15 protein-coding genes, 21 tRNA genes and 1 rRNA gene are annotated in these 16214 nt (G+C 47.5%); 6 read left to right on the forward strand and 31 right to left on the reverse strand.

Features of this window, described 5'->3' with window-relative positions; translation table 11 throughout:
* Nucleotides 1-33: 33 nt before the first annotated feature.
* Entirely contained in the window at nucleotides 34-507 is a 474-nt protein-coding gene (locus ACKTRM_RS14140) for an S-ribosylhomocysteine lyase (RefSeq protein ID WP_003152237.1), read from the reverse strand.
* Between the two features lie 124 nt (nucleotides 508-631).
* Here ACKTRM_RS14140 and yidD point away from each other — a divergent pair, with 124 nt between their 5' ends.
* Nucleotides 632-859, forward strand: a complete 228-nt coding sequence (gene yidD / locus ACKTRM_RS14145) for a membrane protein insertion efficiency factor YidD (RefSeq protein WP_007408838.1) — start codon at nucleotides 632-634, stop codon at nucleotides 857-859.
* On the opposite strand, the gene ACKTRM_RS14150 is transcribed toward yidD, so the two are convergent.
* A complete protein-coding gene (locus ACKTRM_RS14150; protein WP_003152233.1) occupies nucleotides 856-1425 on the reverse strand; it encodes a beta-class carbonic anhydrase in 570 nt (189 codons plus the stop codon). The two genes, yidD and ACKTRM_RS14150, sit on opposite strands and share 4 nt — an antisense overlap.
* A gap of 118 nt (nucleotides 1426-1543) precedes the next feature.
* The gene (locus ACKTRM_RS14155) at nucleotides 1544-1792 is read right to left on the reverse strand and encodes a type B 50S ribosomal protein L31 (RefSeq protein ID WP_007613295.1); all 249 of its coding nucleotides are present in this window, start codon (nucleotides 1790-1792) and stop codon (nucleotides 1544-1546) included.
* A gap of 197 nt (nucleotides 1793-1989) precedes the next feature.
* Between ACKTRM_RS14155 and ACKTRM_RS14160 the strand changes: the two genes are divergently transcribed.
* The 3 genes from ACKTRM_RS14160 to ACKTRM_RS14170 are packed head-to-tail and all read left to right on the forward strand — an operon-like array spanning nucleotide 1990 to nucleotide 4600.
* Nucleotides 1990-3321 (forward strand): cytochrome ubiquinol oxidase subunit I, encoded by a 1332-nt coding sequence (locus ACKTRM_RS14160; RefSeq protein WP_041482266.1) that lies wholly within the window; start codon nucleotides 1990-1992, stop codon nucleotides 3319-3321.
* Nucleotides 3322-3343: 22 nt separating this feature from the next.
* Nucleotides 3344-4384 carry a cytochrome d ubiquinol oxidase subunit II gene (locus ACKTRM_RS14165; protein WP_012118263.1) on the forward strand — a complete coding sequence of 347 codons (1041 nt, stop codon included), beginning with the start codon at nucleotides 3344-3346 and terminating at the stop codon, nucleotides 4382-4384.
* Nucleotides 4385-4441: 57 nt separating this feature from the next.
* Complete coding sequence (locus ACKTRM_RS14170) at nucleotides 4442-4600, forward strand: DUF1540 domain-containing protein (RefSeq protein WP_007408842.1); 159 nt, start codon at nucleotides 4442-4444, stop codon at nucleotides 4598-4600.
* 383 nt (nucleotides 4601-4983) lie between these two features.
* Here ACKTRM_RS14170 and menC read toward each other — a convergent pair whose 3' ends face one another.
* The 6 genes from menC to ACKTRM_RS14200 all read right to left on the reverse strand — a co-directional run bounded on the left by menC (nucleotide 4984) and on the right by ACKTRM_RS14200 (nucleotide 12484).
* Entirely contained in the window at nucleotides 4984-6099 is a 1116-nt protein-coding gene (gene menC / locus ACKTRM_RS14175; protein WP_012118265.1) for an o-succinylbenzoate synthase, read from the reverse strand.
* Nucleotides 6096-7559, reverse strand: coding sequence for an o-succinylbenzoate--CoA ligase (locus ACKTRM_RS14180; protein WP_012118266.1), 1464 nt, complete (start codon nucleotides 7557-7559; stop codon nucleotides 6096-6098). Before ACKTRM_RS14180 ends, menC begins: the two co-directional genes overlap by 4 nt.
* Nucleotides 7560-7646: 87 nt before the next feature.
* Entirely contained in the window at nucleotides 7647-8465 is an 819-nt protein-coding gene (gene menB, locus ACKTRM_RS14185) for a 1,4-dihydroxy-2-naphthoyl-CoA synthase (protein WP_007408846.1), read from the reverse strand.
* A 58-nt stretch (nucleotides 8466-8523) separates the two neighbouring features.
* The gene (gene menH / locus ACKTRM_RS14190; RefSeq protein WP_012118267.1) at nucleotides 8524-9348 is read right to left on the reverse strand and encodes a 2-succinyl-6-hydroxy-2,4-cyclohexadiene-1-carboxylate synthase; all 825 of its coding nucleotides are present in this window, start codon (nucleotides 9346-9348) and stop codon (nucleotides 8524-8526) included.
* On the reverse strand, nucleotides 9336-11072 hold the full coding sequence (gene menD, locus ACKTRM_RS14195; protein ID WP_012118268.1) for a 2-succinyl-5-enolpyruvyl-6-hydroxy-3-cyclohexene-1-carboxylic-acid synthase: 1737 nt from the start codon (nucleotides 11070-11072) through the stop codon (nucleotides 9336-9338). Before menD ends, menH begins: the two co-directional genes overlap by 13 nt.
* A complete protein-coding gene (locus tag ACKTRM_RS14200) occupies nucleotides 11069-12484 on the reverse strand; it encodes an isochorismate synthase (RefSeq protein ID WP_012118269.1) in 1416 nt (471 codons plus the stop codon). Before ACKTRM_RS14200 ends, menD begins: the two co-directional genes overlap by 4 nt.
* A gap of 282 nt (nucleotides 12485-12766) precedes the next feature.
* Here ACKTRM_RS14200 and ACKTRM_RS14205 point away from each other — a divergent pair, with 282 nt between their 5' ends.
* Both ACKTRM_RS14205 and ACKTRM_RS14210 read left to right on the forward strand, forming a co-directional pair.
* Nucleotides 12767-13486, forward strand: a complete 720-nt coding sequence (locus ACKTRM_RS14205) for a TraR/DksA C4-type zinc finger protein (protein ID WP_007408850.1) — start codon at nucleotides 12767-12769, stop codon at nucleotides 13484-13486.
* A 156-nt stretch (nucleotides 13487-13642) separates the two neighbouring features.
* The gene (locus ACKTRM_RS14210; protein WP_012118270.1) at nucleotides 13643-14113 is read left to right on the forward strand and encodes a TspO/MBR family protein; all 471 of its coding nucleotides are present in this window, start codon (nucleotides 13643-13645) and stop codon (nucleotides 14111-14113) included.
* Between the two features lie 35 nt (nucleotides 14114-14148).
* On the opposite strand, the gene ACKTRM_RS14215 is transcribed toward ACKTRM_RS14210, so the two are convergent.
* The 22 genes from ACKTRM_RS14215 to rrf all read right to left on the reverse strand — a co-directional run bounded on the left by ACKTRM_RS14215 (nucleotide 14149) and on the right by rrf (nucleotide 16186).
* Nucleotides 14149-14220: transfer RNA gene (locus ACKTRM_RS14215), tRNA-Glu, on the reverse strand.
* A gap of 3 nt (nucleotides 14221-14223) precedes the next feature.
* Nucleotides 14224-14314 (reverse strand) — tRNA-Ser (locus ACKTRM_RS14220).
* 3 nt (nucleotides 14315-14317) lie between these two features.
* Nucleotides 14318-14392: transfer RNA gene (locus ACKTRM_RS14225), tRNA-Asn, on the reverse strand.
* Between the two features lie 10 nt (nucleotides 14393-14402).
* Nucleotides 14403-14479: transfer RNA gene (locus ACKTRM_RS14230), tRNA-Ile, on the reverse strand.
* A gap of 15 nt (nucleotides 14480-14494) precedes the next feature.
* Nucleotides 14495-14568 (reverse strand) — tRNA-Gly (locus ACKTRM_RS14235).
* An 8-nt stretch (nucleotides 14569-14576) separates the two neighbouring features.
* Nucleotides 14577-14652 (reverse strand) — tRNA-His (locus ACKTRM_RS14240).
* A gap of 20 nt (nucleotides 14653-14672) precedes the next feature.
* Nucleotides 14673-14748 (reverse strand) — tRNA-Phe (locus tag ACKTRM_RS14245).
* 10 nt (nucleotides 14749-14758) lie between these two features.
* A tRNA-Asp gene (locus tag ACKTRM_RS14250) sits at nucleotides 14759-14835 on the reverse strand.
* Between the two features lie 6 nt (nucleotides 14836-14841).
* Nucleotides 14842-14918 (reverse strand) — tRNA-Met (locus ACKTRM_RS14255).
* A gap of 19 nt (nucleotides 14919-14937) precedes the next feature.
* A tRNA-Ser gene (locus tag ACKTRM_RS14260) sits at nucleotides 14938-15030 on the reverse strand.
* Between the two features lie 7 nt (nucleotides 15031-15037).
* Nucleotides 15038-15114: transfer RNA gene (locus ACKTRM_RS14265), tRNA-Ile, on the reverse strand.
* 2 nt (nucleotides 15115-15116) lie between these two features.
* Nucleotides 15117-15193: transfer RNA gene (locus ACKTRM_RS14270), tRNA-Met, on the reverse strand.
* A 20-nt stretch (nucleotides 15194-15213) separates the two neighbouring features.
* Nucleotides 15214-15286, reverse strand: a tRNA-Ala gene (locus ACKTRM_RS14275).
* Between the two features lie 4 nt (nucleotides 15287-15290).
* Nucleotides 15291-15367, reverse strand: a tRNA-Pro gene (locus ACKTRM_RS14280).
* A 17-nt stretch (nucleotides 15368-15384) separates the two neighbouring features.
* Nucleotides 15385-15461 (reverse strand) — tRNA-Arg (locus ACKTRM_RS14285).
* A 9-nt stretch (nucleotides 15462-15470) separates the two neighbouring features.
* Nucleotides 15471-15556: transfer RNA gene (locus ACKTRM_RS14290), tRNA-Leu, on the reverse strand.
* A gap of 19 nt (nucleotides 15557-15575) precedes the next feature.
* A tRNA-Gly gene (locus tag ACKTRM_RS14295) sits at nucleotides 15576-15650 on the reverse strand.
* A 9-nt stretch (nucleotides 15651-15659) separates the two neighbouring features.
* A tRNA-Leu gene (locus ACKTRM_RS14300) sits at nucleotides 15660-15743 on the reverse strand.
* A 10-nt stretch (nucleotides 15744-15753) separates the two neighbouring features.
* Nucleotides 15754-15829 (reverse strand) — tRNA-Lys (locus tag ACKTRM_RS14305).
* Nucleotides 15830-15866: 37 nt separating this feature from the next.
* Nucleotides 15867-15942 (reverse strand) — tRNA-Thr (locus ACKTRM_RS14310).
* Nucleotides 15943-15971: 29 nt separating this feature from the next.
* Nucleotides 15972-16047 (reverse strand) — tRNA-Val (locus ACKTRM_RS14315).
* 23 nt (nucleotides 16048-16070) lie between these two features.
* A 5S ribosomal RNA gene (gene rrf / locus ACKTRM_RS14320) occupies nucleotides 16071-16186 on the reverse strand.
* Nucleotides 16187-16214 lie beyond the last annotated feature (28 nt).

A 16214-nucleotide genomic window follows, 5' to 3' on the forward strand; every position in this document is an offset into this window, starting at 1 on the left:
GCCTTTTTGCATGTCAGCAAAAAGGCCTGTTTTTTATCCGAACACTTTCAGCAAATCTTCTTTATCCTGTGACAGCCAGAAACGCATCAGACGTTTCGCGCCTTCTAAATCATGAAGTTTCGCCTGGCCGCACTGTTTTTCGTTGGCCGCCGGAATCTCCGTAATATCGATGGCTTCTTTCAGCGTAGCGTCAAGCAGGTCTACAATTTCTTCCGCTGTCGGCTCCCCGCTGACAACAAGATAATAGCCTGTCTGGCAGCCCATCGGTGAGATATCTATGATGTCGAAGTGATCGTATTTCTCAGAATGTGTGCGAATCGTAAACGCAAGCAAGTGCTCAAGCGTATGAATGGTATCCGGCTTCATCGCCTGTTTGTTCGGCTGGCAGAAGCGAATGTCAAACTTATTCACGACGCCGTCTGTTCCGACTTTATGCACTCCGCAATGTCTTACATACGGAGCCACAACCGCATTATGGTCAAGCTCAAAACTTTCTACTGAAGGCATAATGGCACTCCCTTTTTTTCAGAATATGCATCCATTATAACACAGTTTTCCGATAAGAATTGTGGCGGAAGCTTTTCAATCTGAAATTTTTTTTCTATACTAGCATCAGAAAGGTGGTTTTTTGATGAAAACCATAATGATTGCTTTCATCCGCGGATACCAGAAGTTCATCTCTCCGCTGACGCCGCCGTCATGCCGCTTTTATCCGACGTGTTCGCAGTACGGAATCGAAGCCGTCAAGACTCACGGCGCATTAAAAGGCGGATGGCTGACACTGAAGCGGATTTTAAAGTGCCACCCTTTTCATCCGGGCGGTGTTGATCCCGTACCGGACAAAAAACAAAAACATTAGTCCATATGCTGGTAGCCGTCGATCACCAGATCAAGTTTACCGGTTTCAGGATCAATCACCAGACCGTGCACCGGCACATTGTCAGGGAATAGCGGATGGTGTTTAATGACGTTTACGCTGTCTGTAACACTCGCTTCTACTGAATCAAAGCTTTTCAGCCATTGATCAAGATCAACTCCTGAGTGCTTCAGCATGTCAATCCGCTCTTTCGGAATACCGCGGTCGATAATTTTATCGAGCATATCCTCGCTGTTGATTTTGCTCATGCCGCAATCATGGTGGCCGATAACGCAGACTTCATCGGCGTTTAATTCGTATACGGCCACTAAAAGGCTGCGCATGATACTTCCGAACGGGTGGGCGACAAGCGCGCCGGCACTTTTAATAATTTTCACATCGCCGTTTCGCATGTTCATCGCATGCGGAAGCAATTCTACAAGACGTGTGTCCATACAGGACAAAATCGCCATTTTTTTATCCGGGAATTTAGATGTTTGGTATTTTTCATAATCTTTGTTTTTAGTGAACTGCTCATTAAATTGCATGATATCGTTTAGAAGACTCATCTTGGTGTTTCCTTTCTGCTTTTTTATTCACAATATAACATAAGACGGGTCATTTCGTCACTCCCCGCACGAGATGACAAAATGCTCAATAAATAAGACAAGCCCCATTGGGCTTGTCTTATTTCCCCATATTGTATTTTTTGTTGAACTGTTCGACTCTCCCGCCTTTTTCGTTGAATTTTTGGCGGCCTGTATAAAACGGATGCGTATCTGAGCTGACCTCTACTTTAATCAGCGGGTATGTCTTTCCGTCTTCCCACTCTGCCGTTTCCTCTGATTTTTTCGTAGAATGGCTTAAAAAGCGATAGCCGCTGTTCACATCTTGAAAAATCACTTGATGGTTATCCGGATGTATATCTTTTTTCATGCTGATCTCCCTTTCTCAAATCGTAATAATTACGTTTTATTTTAAACCTTAAATATCCGCTTGTCAATCATATATGCCCTGATCCCTTGATTTCTAAACCCTGCACATATATGGAATCGGAAGAATAATCTAATCGCTTCAGCAAATAATATAACCACATTACATAAAACGGTAATTTAGAAAGGCGGTTTATGATCGTGGATGATTTAGTATTAGCCAGAAGTCTGTTCGGTACAACCATGGGCTTTCATATTATTTTTGCGACGCTTGGTGTCGGCTTGCCTCTGATGATTTTAATGGCTGAATTGATTTATCAAAAAACAAAAGATCCGCATTATGCCATTATGGCGAAAAGGTGGACGAAGGCGCAGGCTGTTCTGCTCGGCGTGGCGATACCGACCGGAACGATCGCGGGTACACAGCTTGCCCTTTTGTGGCCCGGATTCATGGAGGTCATCGGCAGGGTGATGTCACTCCCGTTTCAGATTGAAATTTATGCATTCTTTATCGAAGCGCTGTTTATGTCCATTTATGTCTACGCCGCTGACCGGCTGACTCCGGCGATGCGCATCATTGCCGTAATTTTCGTTTTGATCGGCGCCGCGGCATCCGCCGTCTTAATCACAAATGTTCACGCATTTGAAGGAACGCCGGCCGGCTTTAAAATTTTAAACGGCAAAATCACTGACGTCGAACCGTGGGCAGCGTTTTTTAATCCAAGCTTTTTCACCACCGCGGGCCATGTCGTACTGACGGCTTTCATGACCGGTGCATTTATCGTTGCGTCAGTTGCGGCTTATAAAATGCTGAGAACGAGAAAACAGGAGCAGGTATACCGCTTTCACCGAAAAGCGCTGCTGCTCGCCTTAACGATCGGAGGGATATTCTCCATTATTGCCTCTTTAAACGGTCACGAGTCAGCCCAGCTTCTTTACGAATACCAGCCTGAGAAGCTTGCGGGCGCAGAAGGGCTGTTTGAAACTAGATCACACGCTCCGCTTGCGATCGGAGGTTTTACTGATGCAAAAGAAGAAAAAGTAAAATGGGCGATAGAAGTGCCGTGGGCTTTAAGCTTTTTGGCTGCAAACAGCTTTGATACCGTCGTCAAAGGATTGAACGCGTTTCCCAAAGACGAGTGGCCGCCTTTATTCATCCATACACTGTTTAACGGAATGGTCGGCATCGGGATGCTGCTCATTTTGTACTCAATCATCGGCATCTTGTGGAGAAAAATTTTAAAGAAAGACAGCTTTCCGACTTGGCTTTTGATTTTATTTTTAACCGCAGGGCCGCTCAGTCTGATCGGAATTGAATTCGGGTGGATATTCGCTTGTACGGGGCGGCAGCCATGGGTGATTTACCATCTCCTGAAAACGTCTGATGTCGTCACGACAACCGGTTCAATCGGTTTGCTGTTCATCCTGTTTACGGTCGTTTACGCCATTTTGGCAGCCGCAGTCATTTATGTGCTGCTTTATTATTTCCGCAAACATCCCGTTGAGGAGGATGTAAAAGCGGCGGAATCCTAACAATAGAAAGGGCTGAATTAAAATGGACATTACCATGGATGCTCTCATTGCGATATCAATCGTATGGGGCTTCGTGTTTATCTACGCGGTCATGGCAACGATGGACTTCGGAGCCGGCTTTTGGTCGATGATTTATTTAAATAAAGAACAAACAAAGGCGACAAACATCGCCAACCGTTATTTGTCCCCGACATGGGAAGTGACCAACGTCTTTATCGTCGCAATCGTTGTCGCCCTATTCAGCTTCTTTCCAGGGGCAACCTTCGTGCTGGGAACCGTTTTATTGATCCCGGGGAGTATTATTTTGCTGCTTTTAGCCATCCGCAGCGGCTTTCTCGTTTTCTCCAATACGGCGAAGGAAAGAAAAATCATGAGATATATCTCCGGAATTTCGGGCTTCATTATTCCCGCTGTGCTGATTTTGGTCCTTCCGGTCACACACGGAGGATTTATTGAGAAGACGGGCGGCGTGTATCACCTGAATTTGGCAAATGTCTTTACAAGCCTTAATGCGTATGCGTTTATCGGCTTTGCCATTTTAAGCACTTTATTTTTATCTTCACTGCTTCTGGCCGATTTTTCAAATGTTGCGGAAGAGGAGCATGCGTACCGCATCTACAGACGGAGCTCTTTAATAACAGGGCCGCTGTCGCTTCTTTTCGCCTTCTTCATTATGCTGACATTACGTTCTGAAGCCGGCTGGCTGTATACGGGGATGATGAAAGACAAGACATGGCTCATTCTGTCTGTCATTACATTTATCATTGCCGGCGCGGCTCTGTTTTTGCCGAATAAGCGCTTCGGCCGCAACCTCGGCAAACCGAGAATCGCCATGATCGCCATTGCGCTTCAATACTTTCTGGCAAGCTATGCATACGGACGGGCGCATCTTCCTTATATGATTTATCCGGATATTACGGTCATGTCAGGATTTACGGAGCCGGCCACCTTCAGGGCGCTGTTTATGACGTATATCGTCGCTTTCATTATTTTGTTTCCCGGGTTTTATTTCTTCTGGAAGCTCTTTATGAAAGACAGACGTTATATCCGCCAGGAGGAATAACAAAAATCAGGGCGGCTCATACTAATGGCGTACCTTTTATCTTGGAGGGGAGCCAGCATGGACCAAAAAATTCTGTGTGAAGTCAATAACTGTTCATATTGGGGCAGAGGAAACAAATGCACGGCCGACGCGATTTATGTGGTCAGCCATACAGGCGAAACCGCTGAAAAAAGTGAAGAAACGGATTGCAAAACCTTTAAACCGCATGATTTATAAAAGAAAAGAGCTGTTTTATACAGCTCTTTTTCATTTCCGCGCCGCAAGCCTTTTTGAAATCAGCCCCTGAGCCGGAGAAAATCGCGCGGATGAGAAGCATGGCAGAAAGGCGGTTCGTCGGCAAATATAGGCGGCAGACGGTACGATCAGTATCGCATTCATGACAAGCACAGAATTTTTTATCAAGATGTACATGTTTGCCCAGCCAGAAAGCAACACCTGCGATGTAAAGCCGACACTGTTTGAAGAATAAAAAATCATCGCATTCGCCTATTAAAAAAACCGGCTGATACAGCCGGTTCAAACGGGGGAAGGGGTGATGATGAACAGTTTCAATATAACAGCAGCATACAGGCAGCTCAACTCGCTGAAATGTCTTTTTATCAGTTGTTTGTCGTAAAAACGTCCATTTGGGTGACGTATTTTCTCATTATTTCCTGATTGACTTCAACACCCAGTCCGGGACCGTCCGGAACAGAGATGAATCCCTCTTCGATACGTATGTCGGGAGTGACAATATCCTCCTCCCAGTATCGGTCTGATGAGGAAATATCACCCGGTATCGTAAATTGCGGCAGCGAAGCAAGCGCGACTGTCTGCGCTCTCGAAATGCCGGTTTCAAACATTCCGCCGCACCAAACCGGCATGTGATGCTCTCTGCATAAGTCATGTATTTTTAAAGCCTCTGTCAGGCCTCCTACACGCGCCGGTTTTATGTTAATGATTTTACAGCTCCCAAGCTCAATCGCCCGCCTTGCGTCATCATATGAGCATATGCTTTCATCAAGGCATACCGCGGTTCTCAAGTGTTTCTGCAGGTGGCGGTGATCGACAATATCATCTGCTTGAAGCGGCTGTTCTATCATCAAGAGCTGGAATTCATCCAACTCTTTCAGCCTGCTGATGTCTTTCAGTTCATATGCCGAGTTGGCATCCGCCATCAGCGGTACGTTCGGAAAACGGCTGCGGATGGCTCTGACCAGATCAACGTCATGGCCGGGCTGAATTTTTATTTTTATACGTTGATAACCTTCTTTTACGTATTGCTCAATTTCCCGAAGCATCTCATCAGCCGAAGCCAGACCCACCGCCACGCCGGCGGGCACTTTATCTCTTTTGCCCCCTAAGGCTTCTGCGAGAGATATCCCCTTTTTCTTGGCATATAGATCCCACACGGCTGATTCCAGCCCCGCTTTTGCCATGCGGTTTCCTTTGAAACGCGCGAGACTGTCAGGCACTTCTGACGGATGGAAAAACTCGCGGCCTACGACATTTGGGATGAAAAAATCTCTCAGCATATGCGCGCATGTCTGAATCGTTTCTTCTGTATACCACGGAGAAGAAAACGCCGATACCTCCCCCCAGCCGGTTCTCCCGGTTTCATCGATCGCTTCCACGATCAAAAATTTACGATCCTGCAGCGTTTCAATACTTGTTTTAAACGGTTTTTTCAGCCTCATACTTACATGATAAAGGGTGATTTTTTCAATCTTAATCATGATAATTCTCCTTTACGAAGCTCATTCAGCCGATGCCTCATCAGTTTATTGGACGCGTTCCGCGGGAGCCCGTCAACCTCGAAAAAAGCAGCCGGTATTTTATATTTTGCAAGCCGCTCACGGCAAAAGGCGGTCAGCTCCTCAGAACTGACAGAAGAAGTCAGCACGAGAAAAGCATGCGGCACTTTCCCCCACTTCGGATCTTCGGATCCCGAAACACCGGCCTCTGCTACAGCCGGATGGGCAAGCAGCGCCGCTTCCACTTCTGCCGGGTAGATGTTTTCTCCGCCTGAAATAATGAGGTCCGACCGCCTGTCCAGCACGTATAAAAACCCTTCATCATCCAAATAGCCAAGATCGCCCGTTTTAAACCATCCATTATGAAAAGCGGCCTGGTTTGCGTCGTCACGATGGTAATACCCTTTCATTACATTCGGGCCTTTCACCGTAATTTCACCGTGTTCAAACGGCGCACAAGGGTTTCCGTCTTTTTCAATTCTAATTTCGCATGAGAACAGCGGTTTACCGGCCGAGCCGAGCTTGTCCATACTGAATTCCGGAGAAAGCGTGACAATCTGTGAGCAGGTTTCAGTCAAGCCGTAAGATTGGAATACCGGAAATTGTTTCCTGCGGCATTCTTCAAGGAGCGGTAGCGGTGCCGGACCCCCGCCAAGCAGAATGCAGCGCAGTGATTCAGGACATTGTTCAGTTTCCGCAAGCAGGCCCGAAAGCATGGTCTGCACCGCTGAAATGATCGTGACCTGATGGGAGCTGATGCTGTCCAGCACATCAGTGACAGAAAATTTTTGATGAAGCACGACAGGCATGCCGTAAATGACCGACTTAAACAGCGCAGACAGACCGCTGATATGAAACAGCGGCAGCGCAATAAGCCAGCGGTCCCGCTCCGTGACCCCCAGATTCAGCGCAGACGATACAGCGCTGGAATAATGATTACCGAAAGTCTGCTGCACCCCCTTCGGCCTTCCCGTTGTTCCTGACGTATACATAAGAGTCGCCGTATCATCAAGCGTTACATAAGCTTCAGGTTCAATGTCTCCCGCCTCTTCAGCCTGCAGCTCGTCCACATCTGCGGTGGCGACCGCAGATTCATATTCTTCGCGGCAAAAACCGTCCTCCATCAATAAAAGCTTTGCCTGTGAATCTTCGAGCTGAAACAACCGTTCCTGTTTTGAGAGCTTCGTATTCAACAGCACAGCTTCCGCCCCTAATAAGAAGCAGGCGTGAACGGCATAAACCATTTCCGGTCTGTTAGAAAGCAAAATCGCAGCGCGGTCTCCTTTTTTAAGCGAGCAGTATTTGGACAGCCGCGCGGCCATTTGTTTAGAAGCATGATATAATTCTCTGAATGTCATCTGTTTGTTTTCAAATATGAGAGCGATTCTCTCTGGTGTCAGCTGAGCCCTTTGAATGAGCCAATTCGGCTGTTCTGTCAGCATGTTATCATCTCCGAGGTAAAAGTACTATTTTTGAAAAGAAAACAGCTTGGACCAGAGCGGCTCAAGCTGTTTCGTAGTGTCATCTGATCACGGAAAACGAGGGAACTGACCGAAATCGGGACTGCGTTTCTCTTTAAAGGAATCGCGGCCTTCTTTCGCTTCGTCAGTCGTGTAATAAAGAAGCGTTGCATCTCCTGCAAATTGCTGAATTCCGGCGAGGCCGTCTGTATCAGCGTTAAATGCCGCTTTAAGGAAACGAAGGGCTGTAGGGCTTTTCTCAAGCATTTCTTCACACCATTTAATTGTTTCCTCTTCAAGTTTCTCTAATGGGACAACTGTATTGACAAGCCCCATGTCGAGCGCTTCCTGCGCGTTGTATTGACGGCACAGGTACCAGATTTCACGGGCTTTCTTATGTCCGACGATACGCGCCAGGTAACCTGAGCCGTAACCGGCATCAAAGCTTCCCACTTTCGGTCCGGTTTGACCGAAAATCGCGTTATCGGCTGCAATCGTTAAATCACAGACGATATGAAGCACATGGCCTCCGCCGATGGCATAGCCTGATACCATTGCTACGACCGGTTTAGGAATAACGCGGATCAAACGCTGAAGATCAAGCACATTCAGACGCGGGATCTGATCGTCTCCGACATATCCGCCGTGACCGCGGACTTTTTGATCTCCGCCTGAACAGAATGCTTTATCTCCCGCTCCCGCAAGAACGATGACACCAATATTGGAGTCATCACGTGCACGGGCAAACGCGTCAATCATTTCTGATACCGTCTTAGGAGTAAATGCGTTATGTACCTCCGGGCGGTTAATTGTTATTTTTGCAATACCGTTATACGTCTCGTACAGGATTTCATCGTACTGACGTTCACTTTTCCATTCTGCAGCCATTGATATGACCTCCTTCATTTTTGCCTGAGTCCGGCCGAAAAGCTATTTTCTTTATGCTTTACAAGCCGTATAAAAACTCACTTACTATCTTACCAAAAATTCGCGGCTGTTCCACATGTACCGTGTGCCCCGCCTGTTTGACAACCTCTATTTTACTTGATGGGAGCAGGTTATGCACCTTTTGATTAATAGCGCAAAACTTTTCATCCCATTCACCGCATATGAGCAGGACGGGCGCTTTGATGCGGTGTAATGCCTCCCACCAGGATGGCTGTGAGCCCGTCCCCATTCCGAGCAGGCTGCCTGCAAGTCCGGACGGATTATTTTTCAGCCTGCCGGCACGGATGGACGCCTTTACGCTGTCCGGCAGAGAAAGCTGCGTGGCAAACAACGGAATGCCCTCCCAATAATCGACAAACGATGTTATACCTTCCCGCAATATAAAGTCAGCAAGCTTCCGGTCTGACTGAATCCGCTTTTTGCGTTCCTGAAGCGTGCTGAGGCCCGGGGTTGTACTTTCCAAAACAAGCGCTGACACCCGATGCGGAAATGCCTGTGCAAAGGAATACGCAAGTCTTCCCCCCATAGAATAACCAATAAGTTTCACTTTGTGAAGTTTTAATTGATCAAAAACGGCGGCAAGGTCCGCAACCTGCCGGCTCGCGCTGTACCTTGCCGCTTGCACAGGCGCGTCTGTCTCCCCGTGACCAAGGCAGTCAATCATCACCATTCGTTCGCCGGGAAACATGCCGCGTAAAAACATCCATGATTCTTTGCTGCCCGTAAATCCATGCAGACAAACAATAGCTTCAGATGATTCGTGTCCGCTATCAGCAGCACGATAGCATACGCCATCGGCCGTTTTAACTGTTACAGTTTCCATTCTTTTTTCACTTCCCGCACTGCGGCCTGCAGCAGATCGCGATGGAATTGAACTCTTGATGTCCGATCTGTTTTCAGCTCGATTATATGAAGTCCGGGCTTGTCCGCCTGCGGCTGATACGCATCCTTAAATGCCTCCCATGTCTCAGGGCAAGTATACGTCCCGCCGTACAGTGCGGCGGCATGCCGGAAATCAAGACCCGTCGGCGTACCGAACAGTTCTTCAAAATGAGTCTTATCAGATGCCTGCGGCAAAAACGAGAAAATCCCGCCGCCATCATTGTTTATTAAAATAACCGTAAGCGGAATTCCAAGTTTTTTAGCCGCTAACAGCCCGTTTAAATCATGGTAAAACGATAAATCTCCAATGACAAGCGTGACAGGAGCTTTTGTACCTTCACACAGTCCCATAGCCGAGGAGACAACTCCGTCAATTCCGTTAGCGCCGCGGTTGGCATAAACACGGAAGGAACGATCTTGTTTTTCAAAGAACGTATCCACGTCGCGAATCGGCATGCTGTTGCCGACAAAAATCGAACTGCCTTCAGGGACAAGGTGCTGAAGCTGACGATATACATTTCCTTCAAATGATAAATCATCCATGCTCGCGGCCTGTAAATGACTCCGGAACCGCTCATTGACAAACTGCCATTTCTCAAGCCATCCGGACGGCCGTTTTCCGGTTTCAGCTGAACGGACCGCTTCCAAAAACACAGACGGATGGCAATGAATCATATGCGCGCCGGCCTGGGTGGGATCTCTCCATCCTCCGTCTTCATCGACGATAAACTGCTCAATGGCAGGATCATCTCTGAGCCATAAAAAGAGCGGTTTGGAAACCGGCATCGGGCCGAAGCGGATCACAGCATCAGGGCGCAGCGCCTCTTTTATTGCTTCATCTTTTAAAAACGAGTCATAAGCATCAATAATCAGCGTCTTATCATGCTTCCCGTTTCGGAGATTTGAAAGCGGATCAGCCAAAATCGGGAACTGAAGCATCTCGGCAAGCGCGATGATTTGCTGCTTTTCTGCTTCACCGTGAATTTCGCCGCAGACGATCATACCTCTTTCGGTCCCCGCAAGACGCTCTGTAATATGACAGAGAGAATCTTGATCAGCTGACTGAATCCCTGTTGTGACTGAGACGTGCCGCCCCTTTCTCATTCTTTCAAAAGGTGCGGCTGATAAATCCGGCATCAAAGGCTCTCTGAGCGGCACATTGATATGGACTGGCCCCATCGGGCGCTTCCCGGCTTCACTTACGGCTCTGCCGGCCAATGTTCTGATATAGCTCAGCATTTGAGGATTTTCCTCAGGCAGAGCCGAGTCTGTGAAAAACTTAACAAAGTTACCGAACAGAAAATGCTGGTTAATCGCCTGAGGCGCCCCCACTTCCCTCAATTCATGAGGCCGGTCAGCAGTCAGGACAATAAGAGGCACTCTTGAATAATGAGCTTCAATCACGGCCGGATAGAAGTTAGCCGCCGCCGTTCCTGACGTACAAATCAGCATGACCGGACGCTGGCGGGCTTTTGCAAGACCGAGTGCGAAAAAACCTGCGGATCGTTCATCAATCTGTATATGGACTTGAATATCCGGGTGGGCCGCCGCCAAAACCGCCAAGGGAGTTGACCTCGACCCCGGGCAAACAACTGCGTCGGTGACACCCGATAGAGCGAATTCATCAATAAAGCTTCCGATATAATGTGTAATCGGGTTTGTCAAAGCCTTTCACCTCCTAAAGCAGAGATCATCGGCTTTAGTTTAATTTGTGTTTCTTCATATTCTGATTGCGGATCTGAATCTTCAACAATACCGCAGCCTGCGAAAAGCCGCGCACTTTTGCCTTCAATCAGCCCTGATCGGATAGCCACGACAAATTCTCCGTTTTCCCTGCCGTCCATCCAGCCGATCGGTGCCGCGTACCATCCGCGTGTCATCGGTTCAATATCAGCGATAACTTCAACAGCTTTCTGCTGGGGAGATCCGCCCAATGCCGGTGTGGGATGCAGCTTTTCAATTAAATCAAACAGTGAAGCGGACGTTTTAAGATGGCCTGTGATCGGTGTATATAGATGCTGAACACTTTTCGTTTTATATAATTGCGGACCTGCAGGCTTTTTCACATCGCTGCAGCTCGACAAGAAAGAATCGTGTATCATCTGAACCACAAAATCATGTTCCGCGAGATTTTTTTCGTCATGCAGCAGCTCTTTGCCGAGACGCTCATCTTCTTGTTGATTTTCTCCGCGCTTAATTGAACCTGCCAGACAGGTGGACATGACGTCTTTGCCGGATTTTTTGATCAGCCGTTCCGGTGAAGCGCCGACAAAGCATTTATCTCCCTGCTCAATCGCAAAAACATAGCTTGTCGTTTGGTCCGTCAAAAGCTTACGGACAACGCTCTCCGCCGGAATAGGCCCATCATATGACAAAACGACTTCCCTTGCCAGCACGACTTTATCATATTGATTTGCTTTCATACCATTTGTTGCTGTTTTAATGGCTTCAAGCCAGTTTTCCACATCAAGTTCTTCCGCTTTTGTTAAAACAGGATATTCTTCATACTCGATTGAAGAAACTGAAAAAGCTTCCGAAAAAGATTTCAGACGTTTTAGCGTATCTTCTGCCAGATTACCGTCTGCCGCCCATTGATTGACGGTTAAATAATCACCATCTGCCGTCTTTGTCAGCATGAGTGAGGGGATAAAGAACAGTCCTTCTTCGAACCCGTTCCATTCGTCTCCTCTCTCTTCAGCGGGATTAAATGAAAAACCGCCGAATAAGACAGGGCCGACCGCGGTATGCGCCGCCTCTTCTTCTTCATGAATATGAAAAGCCGTCTTTTTAAAGCGCTCCCATTGTTCAAAAACGTCGTGATAACGCTTTCCATTTTTTTCATTCGATTGGAACAGCGCTTCTGTGCCAAGACCGACTATTGTTAATTCACTACCGGGTTCTGACCAAAAAAATCGTTTGCCTTTATATTTTTTTGCTCCGTCTTTGAAAAATGATAGAGGGTCTAAAGACGCAATACGTCTTGAATAGCTCAATAAGACAGCATGGTTGACTTGTTTGGCTTTATGTAATGCATGATCTGCTTCCTCTCGGAACGTATGCTGCACCGTTGTCACCATGAGACATTCCTCCATAATCCGTTAAATGCTTTTAATACAATACACCTGTGATGACTTTGTGTCAAACACACAGATTTGAGCACGACAAAATGCCTGCATTTCTTATTATAAACCTTTTTGCGCAAATGAATAAAGAAACAAACTTGAATTTTCTTTCTCCACTCTCGGCAATCACTGTATCCTTTTACTTCCTCATGGGAAAATGACTATTTTTATCCACCATTTTTCTGCGCAAAAGCGTTCATACTAACAGTAAGCATCACATAGAAACGAGGGATTGATGTGCTTACAAACGAACAGATCACACACTTAAAAAAAGAATTGGAAGAAGCCAGACATGATATTTTAAGCCGCTTTAAAGAAAATGATCAATTTCAGTTAGCTGATGAATTCCCGTATCAGTCATCCGGCGAATTGTCTTCCTATGACAATCATCCCGGCGATCAGGCGACCGAATTATACGAGCGGGAAAAAGACCTGGCTCTGCTCGACCATGAACGGGAGCACCTTCGCGACATTGATTACTCTCTGAAACAAATTGAAAACGGCACATACGGCACATGTGAAGTCAGCGGCAAGGACATTCCTTATGACAGACTCGAAGCTCTGCCGACGGCTACGACATTGGCGGAATATTCCTCGCAGGATGCCGTTTCCAAAGACAGGCCGATTGAGGAGGAAACACCGTTCGGACAGTTTGAATTTGATGATGATGAATCAATCCGGGCGACTTACGATAGTGAAGATGCTTATCAGGATGTTGAGGAATACGGAAACTCAGAAACGCCTCAGGATTTAGAGGATCCTCCGCTCAGCTATGGGGATATGACAATGAACTCAGAAGAAAACATCGGCTATGCTGAGGATTATGAAAACTTTATCGCGACAGATATTACCGGAAAAAACATTTCCGTGTATCCAAGCAAAGCACACGAAAAATATGAACAGGAACTGGACGAAGAAGGAATTATGACGACCTTTGGCGATCTTCATGCTGATTAAAACCCCGGCCTGCCGGGGTTTTTGAATACAAATAAATGGTTTGCTGCATTTTTACACTGAAAACTCATACACTTAATGATGCATGAACCTTTTAAAAGGTTTAATATTTCCAAAAAAGGGAACTAACGTATTGACATTGAATGACGGAGGGAACAAATGAAAAAGAAGTATATCGGTGCGATTATTGTATTTATCATTACATATGTCTTGTTTTCTTTAGCGGGGGTTCTCTTTCCCATCGACCGTGAATGGTATGACGCACTGCAAAAACCTGACTGGACGCCGAGCGGATCAGTGATCGGCATCATATGGGCGGTTTTGTTTGCGCTTATTTCGCTCTCAGCAGCCTTGATATACGCAAAGTTTTCATGTAAAGAATCCAAAGCTTTTTGGGTGATGCTTCTCACCAATTATATCGTGAATCAAGGATTCAGCTATTTTCAATTCACACAGAAAAATTTGCTTGCTGCATCTATCGATTGCCTGCTTGTGGCGGTGACAACACTCATTCTGTTGCTCATTGCCGGTAAATACAGTAAAGCTTCAGCCTGGCTTCTGGTTCCTTATTTATTATGGAGTGCTTTTGCCACATACCTGTCTTTTACCATTTATGCTATGAACGCATAATAAAAAACCTTGCATACTATGCAAGGTTTTTTTAATGACCCGTACGGGATTCGAACCCGTGTTACCGCCGTGAAAGGGCGGTGTCTTAACCGCTTGACCAACGGGCCTTATGGCGGAGAAGGAGGGATTTGAACCCTCGCGCCGCTTACACGACCTACACCCTTAGCAGGGGCGCCTCTTCAGCCACTTGAGTACTTCTCCGTATGGCTCCACAGGCAGGATTCGAACCTGCGACCGATCGGTTAACAGCCGATAGCTCTACCACTGAGCTACTGTGGAAAAATCATCATGGTGGGCCTGAGTGGACTCGAACCACCGACCTCACGCTTATCAGGCGTGCGCTCTAACCAGCTGAGCTACAGGCCCATGACAATATAAAAATGGAGCGGGTGATGGGAATCGAACCCACGACATCAGCTTGGAAGGCTGAGGTTTTACCACTAAACTACACCCGCATGTTGTTTGGGGCGATTGATGGGAATCGAACCCACGAGTGCCAGAGCCACAATCTGGTGCGTTAACCACTTCGCCACAACCGCCAAAACAATATTAAATTAAATGGTGGCTCGGGACGGAATCGAACCGCCGACACACGGATTTTCAGTCCGTTGCTCTACCAACTGAGCTACCGAGCCTTTTTATAAATGGCGGTCCGGACGGGACTCGAACCCGCGACCTCCTGCGTGACAGGCAGGCATTCTAACCAACTGAACTACCGGACCATTTTTTGGTTGCGGGGGCAGGATTTGAACCTGCGACCTTCGGGTTATGAGCCCGACGAGCTACCGAACTGCTCCACCCCGCGATGATAATTAAATTAGATATGGCGGAGGAAGAGGGATTCGAACCCCCGCGGGCTTTGACACCCCTGTCGGTTTTCAAGACCGATCCCTTCAGCCAGACTTGGGTATTCCTCCGTATAAGTGGTGGACCTTGTAGGACTCGAACCTACGACCGGACGGTTATGAGCCGTCTGCTCTAACCAACTGAGCTAAAGGTCCAATGGTAGCGGCGGAGGGGATCGAACCCCCGACCTCACGGGTATGAACCGTACGCTCTAGCCAGCTGAGCTACACCGCCAAAAAACAATTAAAATCAAGTGGAGCCTAGCGGGATCGAACCGCTGACCTCCTGCGTGCAAAGCAGGCGCTCTCCCAGCTGAGCTAAGGCCCCAAAATGGTCGGGAAGACAGGATTCGAACCTGCGACCCCATGGTCCCAAACCATGTGCTCTACCAAGCTGAGCTACTTCCCGTTTTTCAAAAGTATGTATGGCGCGCCCGAGAGGAGTCGAACCCCTAACCTTTTGATCCGTAGTCAAACGCTCTATCCAATTGAGCTACGGGCGCAACAATAAGTGCCGAGGGCCGGACTTGAACCGGCACGGTAGTCACCTACCGCAGGATTTTAAGTCCTGTGTGTCTGCCAATTCCACCACCCCGGCATGGATGGTATAGTATAGTTGGAGCGGAAGACGGGATTCGAACCCGCGACCCCCACCTTGGCAAGGTGATGTTCTACCACTGAACTACTTCCGCGTTTGGCAATGCGGATGAAGGGACTTGAACCCCCACGTCTGTAAAGACACTAGAGCCTGATTCTAGCGCGTCTGCCAATTCCGCCACATCCGCAAGAAAAACATGGTGAGCCATGAAGGACTCGAACCTTCGACCCTCTGATTAAAAGTCAGATGCTCTACCAACTGAGCTAATGGCTCTTATTACAAGAGACTTATATAGTATAACATATAAAGGTGGTGCCGGCAAGAGGACTTGAACCCCCAACCTACTGATTACAAGTCAGTTGCTCTACCAATTGAGCTACACCGGCTTAATACGCCAACTTATGTATGATAGGAATGGTGGAGGATGACGGGCTCGAACCGCCGACCCTCTGCTTGTAAGGCAGATGCTCTCCCAGCTGAGCTAATCCTCCATATATTACACTTGCGTGTAATGGCTTGGCGGCGTCCTACTCTCACAGGGGGAAACCCCCGACTACCATCGGCGCTGAAGAGCTTAACTTCCGTGTTCGGCATGGGAACGGGTGTGACCTCTTCGCTATCGCCACCAAACCATTGAGAGTGTTCTCTCAAAACTAGA

Source organism: Bacillus sp. D7-8 (assembly GCF_052055895.1).
Taxonomy (GTDB): domain Bacteria; phylum Bacillota; class Bacilli; order Bacillales; family Bacillaceae; genus Bacillus; species Bacillus velezensis.

Coding starts and splice junctions, on each gene's coding strand:
- ACKTRM_RS14140 (WP_003152237.1), bottom strand. CDS start 507: ATGCCTTCAGTAGAAAGTTTTGAGCTTGACCATAATGCGGTTGTGGCT.
- yidD (WP_007408838.1), top strand. CDS start 632: ATGAAAACCATAATGATTGCTTTCATCCGCGGATACCAGAAGTTCATC.
- ACKTRM_RS14150 (WP_003152233.1), bottom strand. CDS start 1,425: ATGAGTCTTCTAAACGATATCATGCAATTTAATGAGCAGTTCACTAAA.
- ACKTRM_RS14155 (WP_007613295.1), bottom strand. CDS start 1,792: ATGAAAAAAGATATACATCCGGATAACCATCAAGTGATTTTTCAAGAT.
- ACKTRM_RS14165 (WP_012118263.1), top strand. CDS start 3,344: ATGGACATTACCATGGATGCTCTCATTGCGATATCAATCGTATGGGGC.
- ACKTRM_RS14170 (WP_007408842.1), top strand. CDS start 4,442: ATGGACCAAAAAATTCTGTGTGAAGTCAATAACTGTTCATATTGGGGC.
- menC (WP_012118265.1), bottom strand. CDS start 6,099: ATGATTAAGATTGAAAAAATCACCCTTTATCATGTAAGTATGAGGCTG.
- ACKTRM_RS14180 (WP_012118266.1), bottom strand. CDS start 7,559: ATGCTGACAGAACAGCCGAATTGGCTCATTCAAAGGGCTCAGCTGACA.
- menB (WP_007408846.1), bottom strand. CDS start 8,465: ATGGCTGCAGAATGGAAAAGTGAACGTCAGTACGATGAAATCCTGTAC.
- menH (WP_012118267.1), bottom strand. CDS start 9,348: ATGGAAACTGTAACAGTTAAAACGGCCGATGGCGTATGCTATCGTGCT.
- ACKTRM_RS14200 (WP_012118269.1), bottom strand. CDS start 12,484: ATGGTGACAACGGTGCAGCATACGTTCCGAGAGGAAGCAGATCATGCA.
- ACKTRM_RS14210 (WP_012118270.1), top strand. CDS start 13,643: ATGAAAAAGAAGTATATCGGTGCGATTATTGTATTTATCATTACATAT.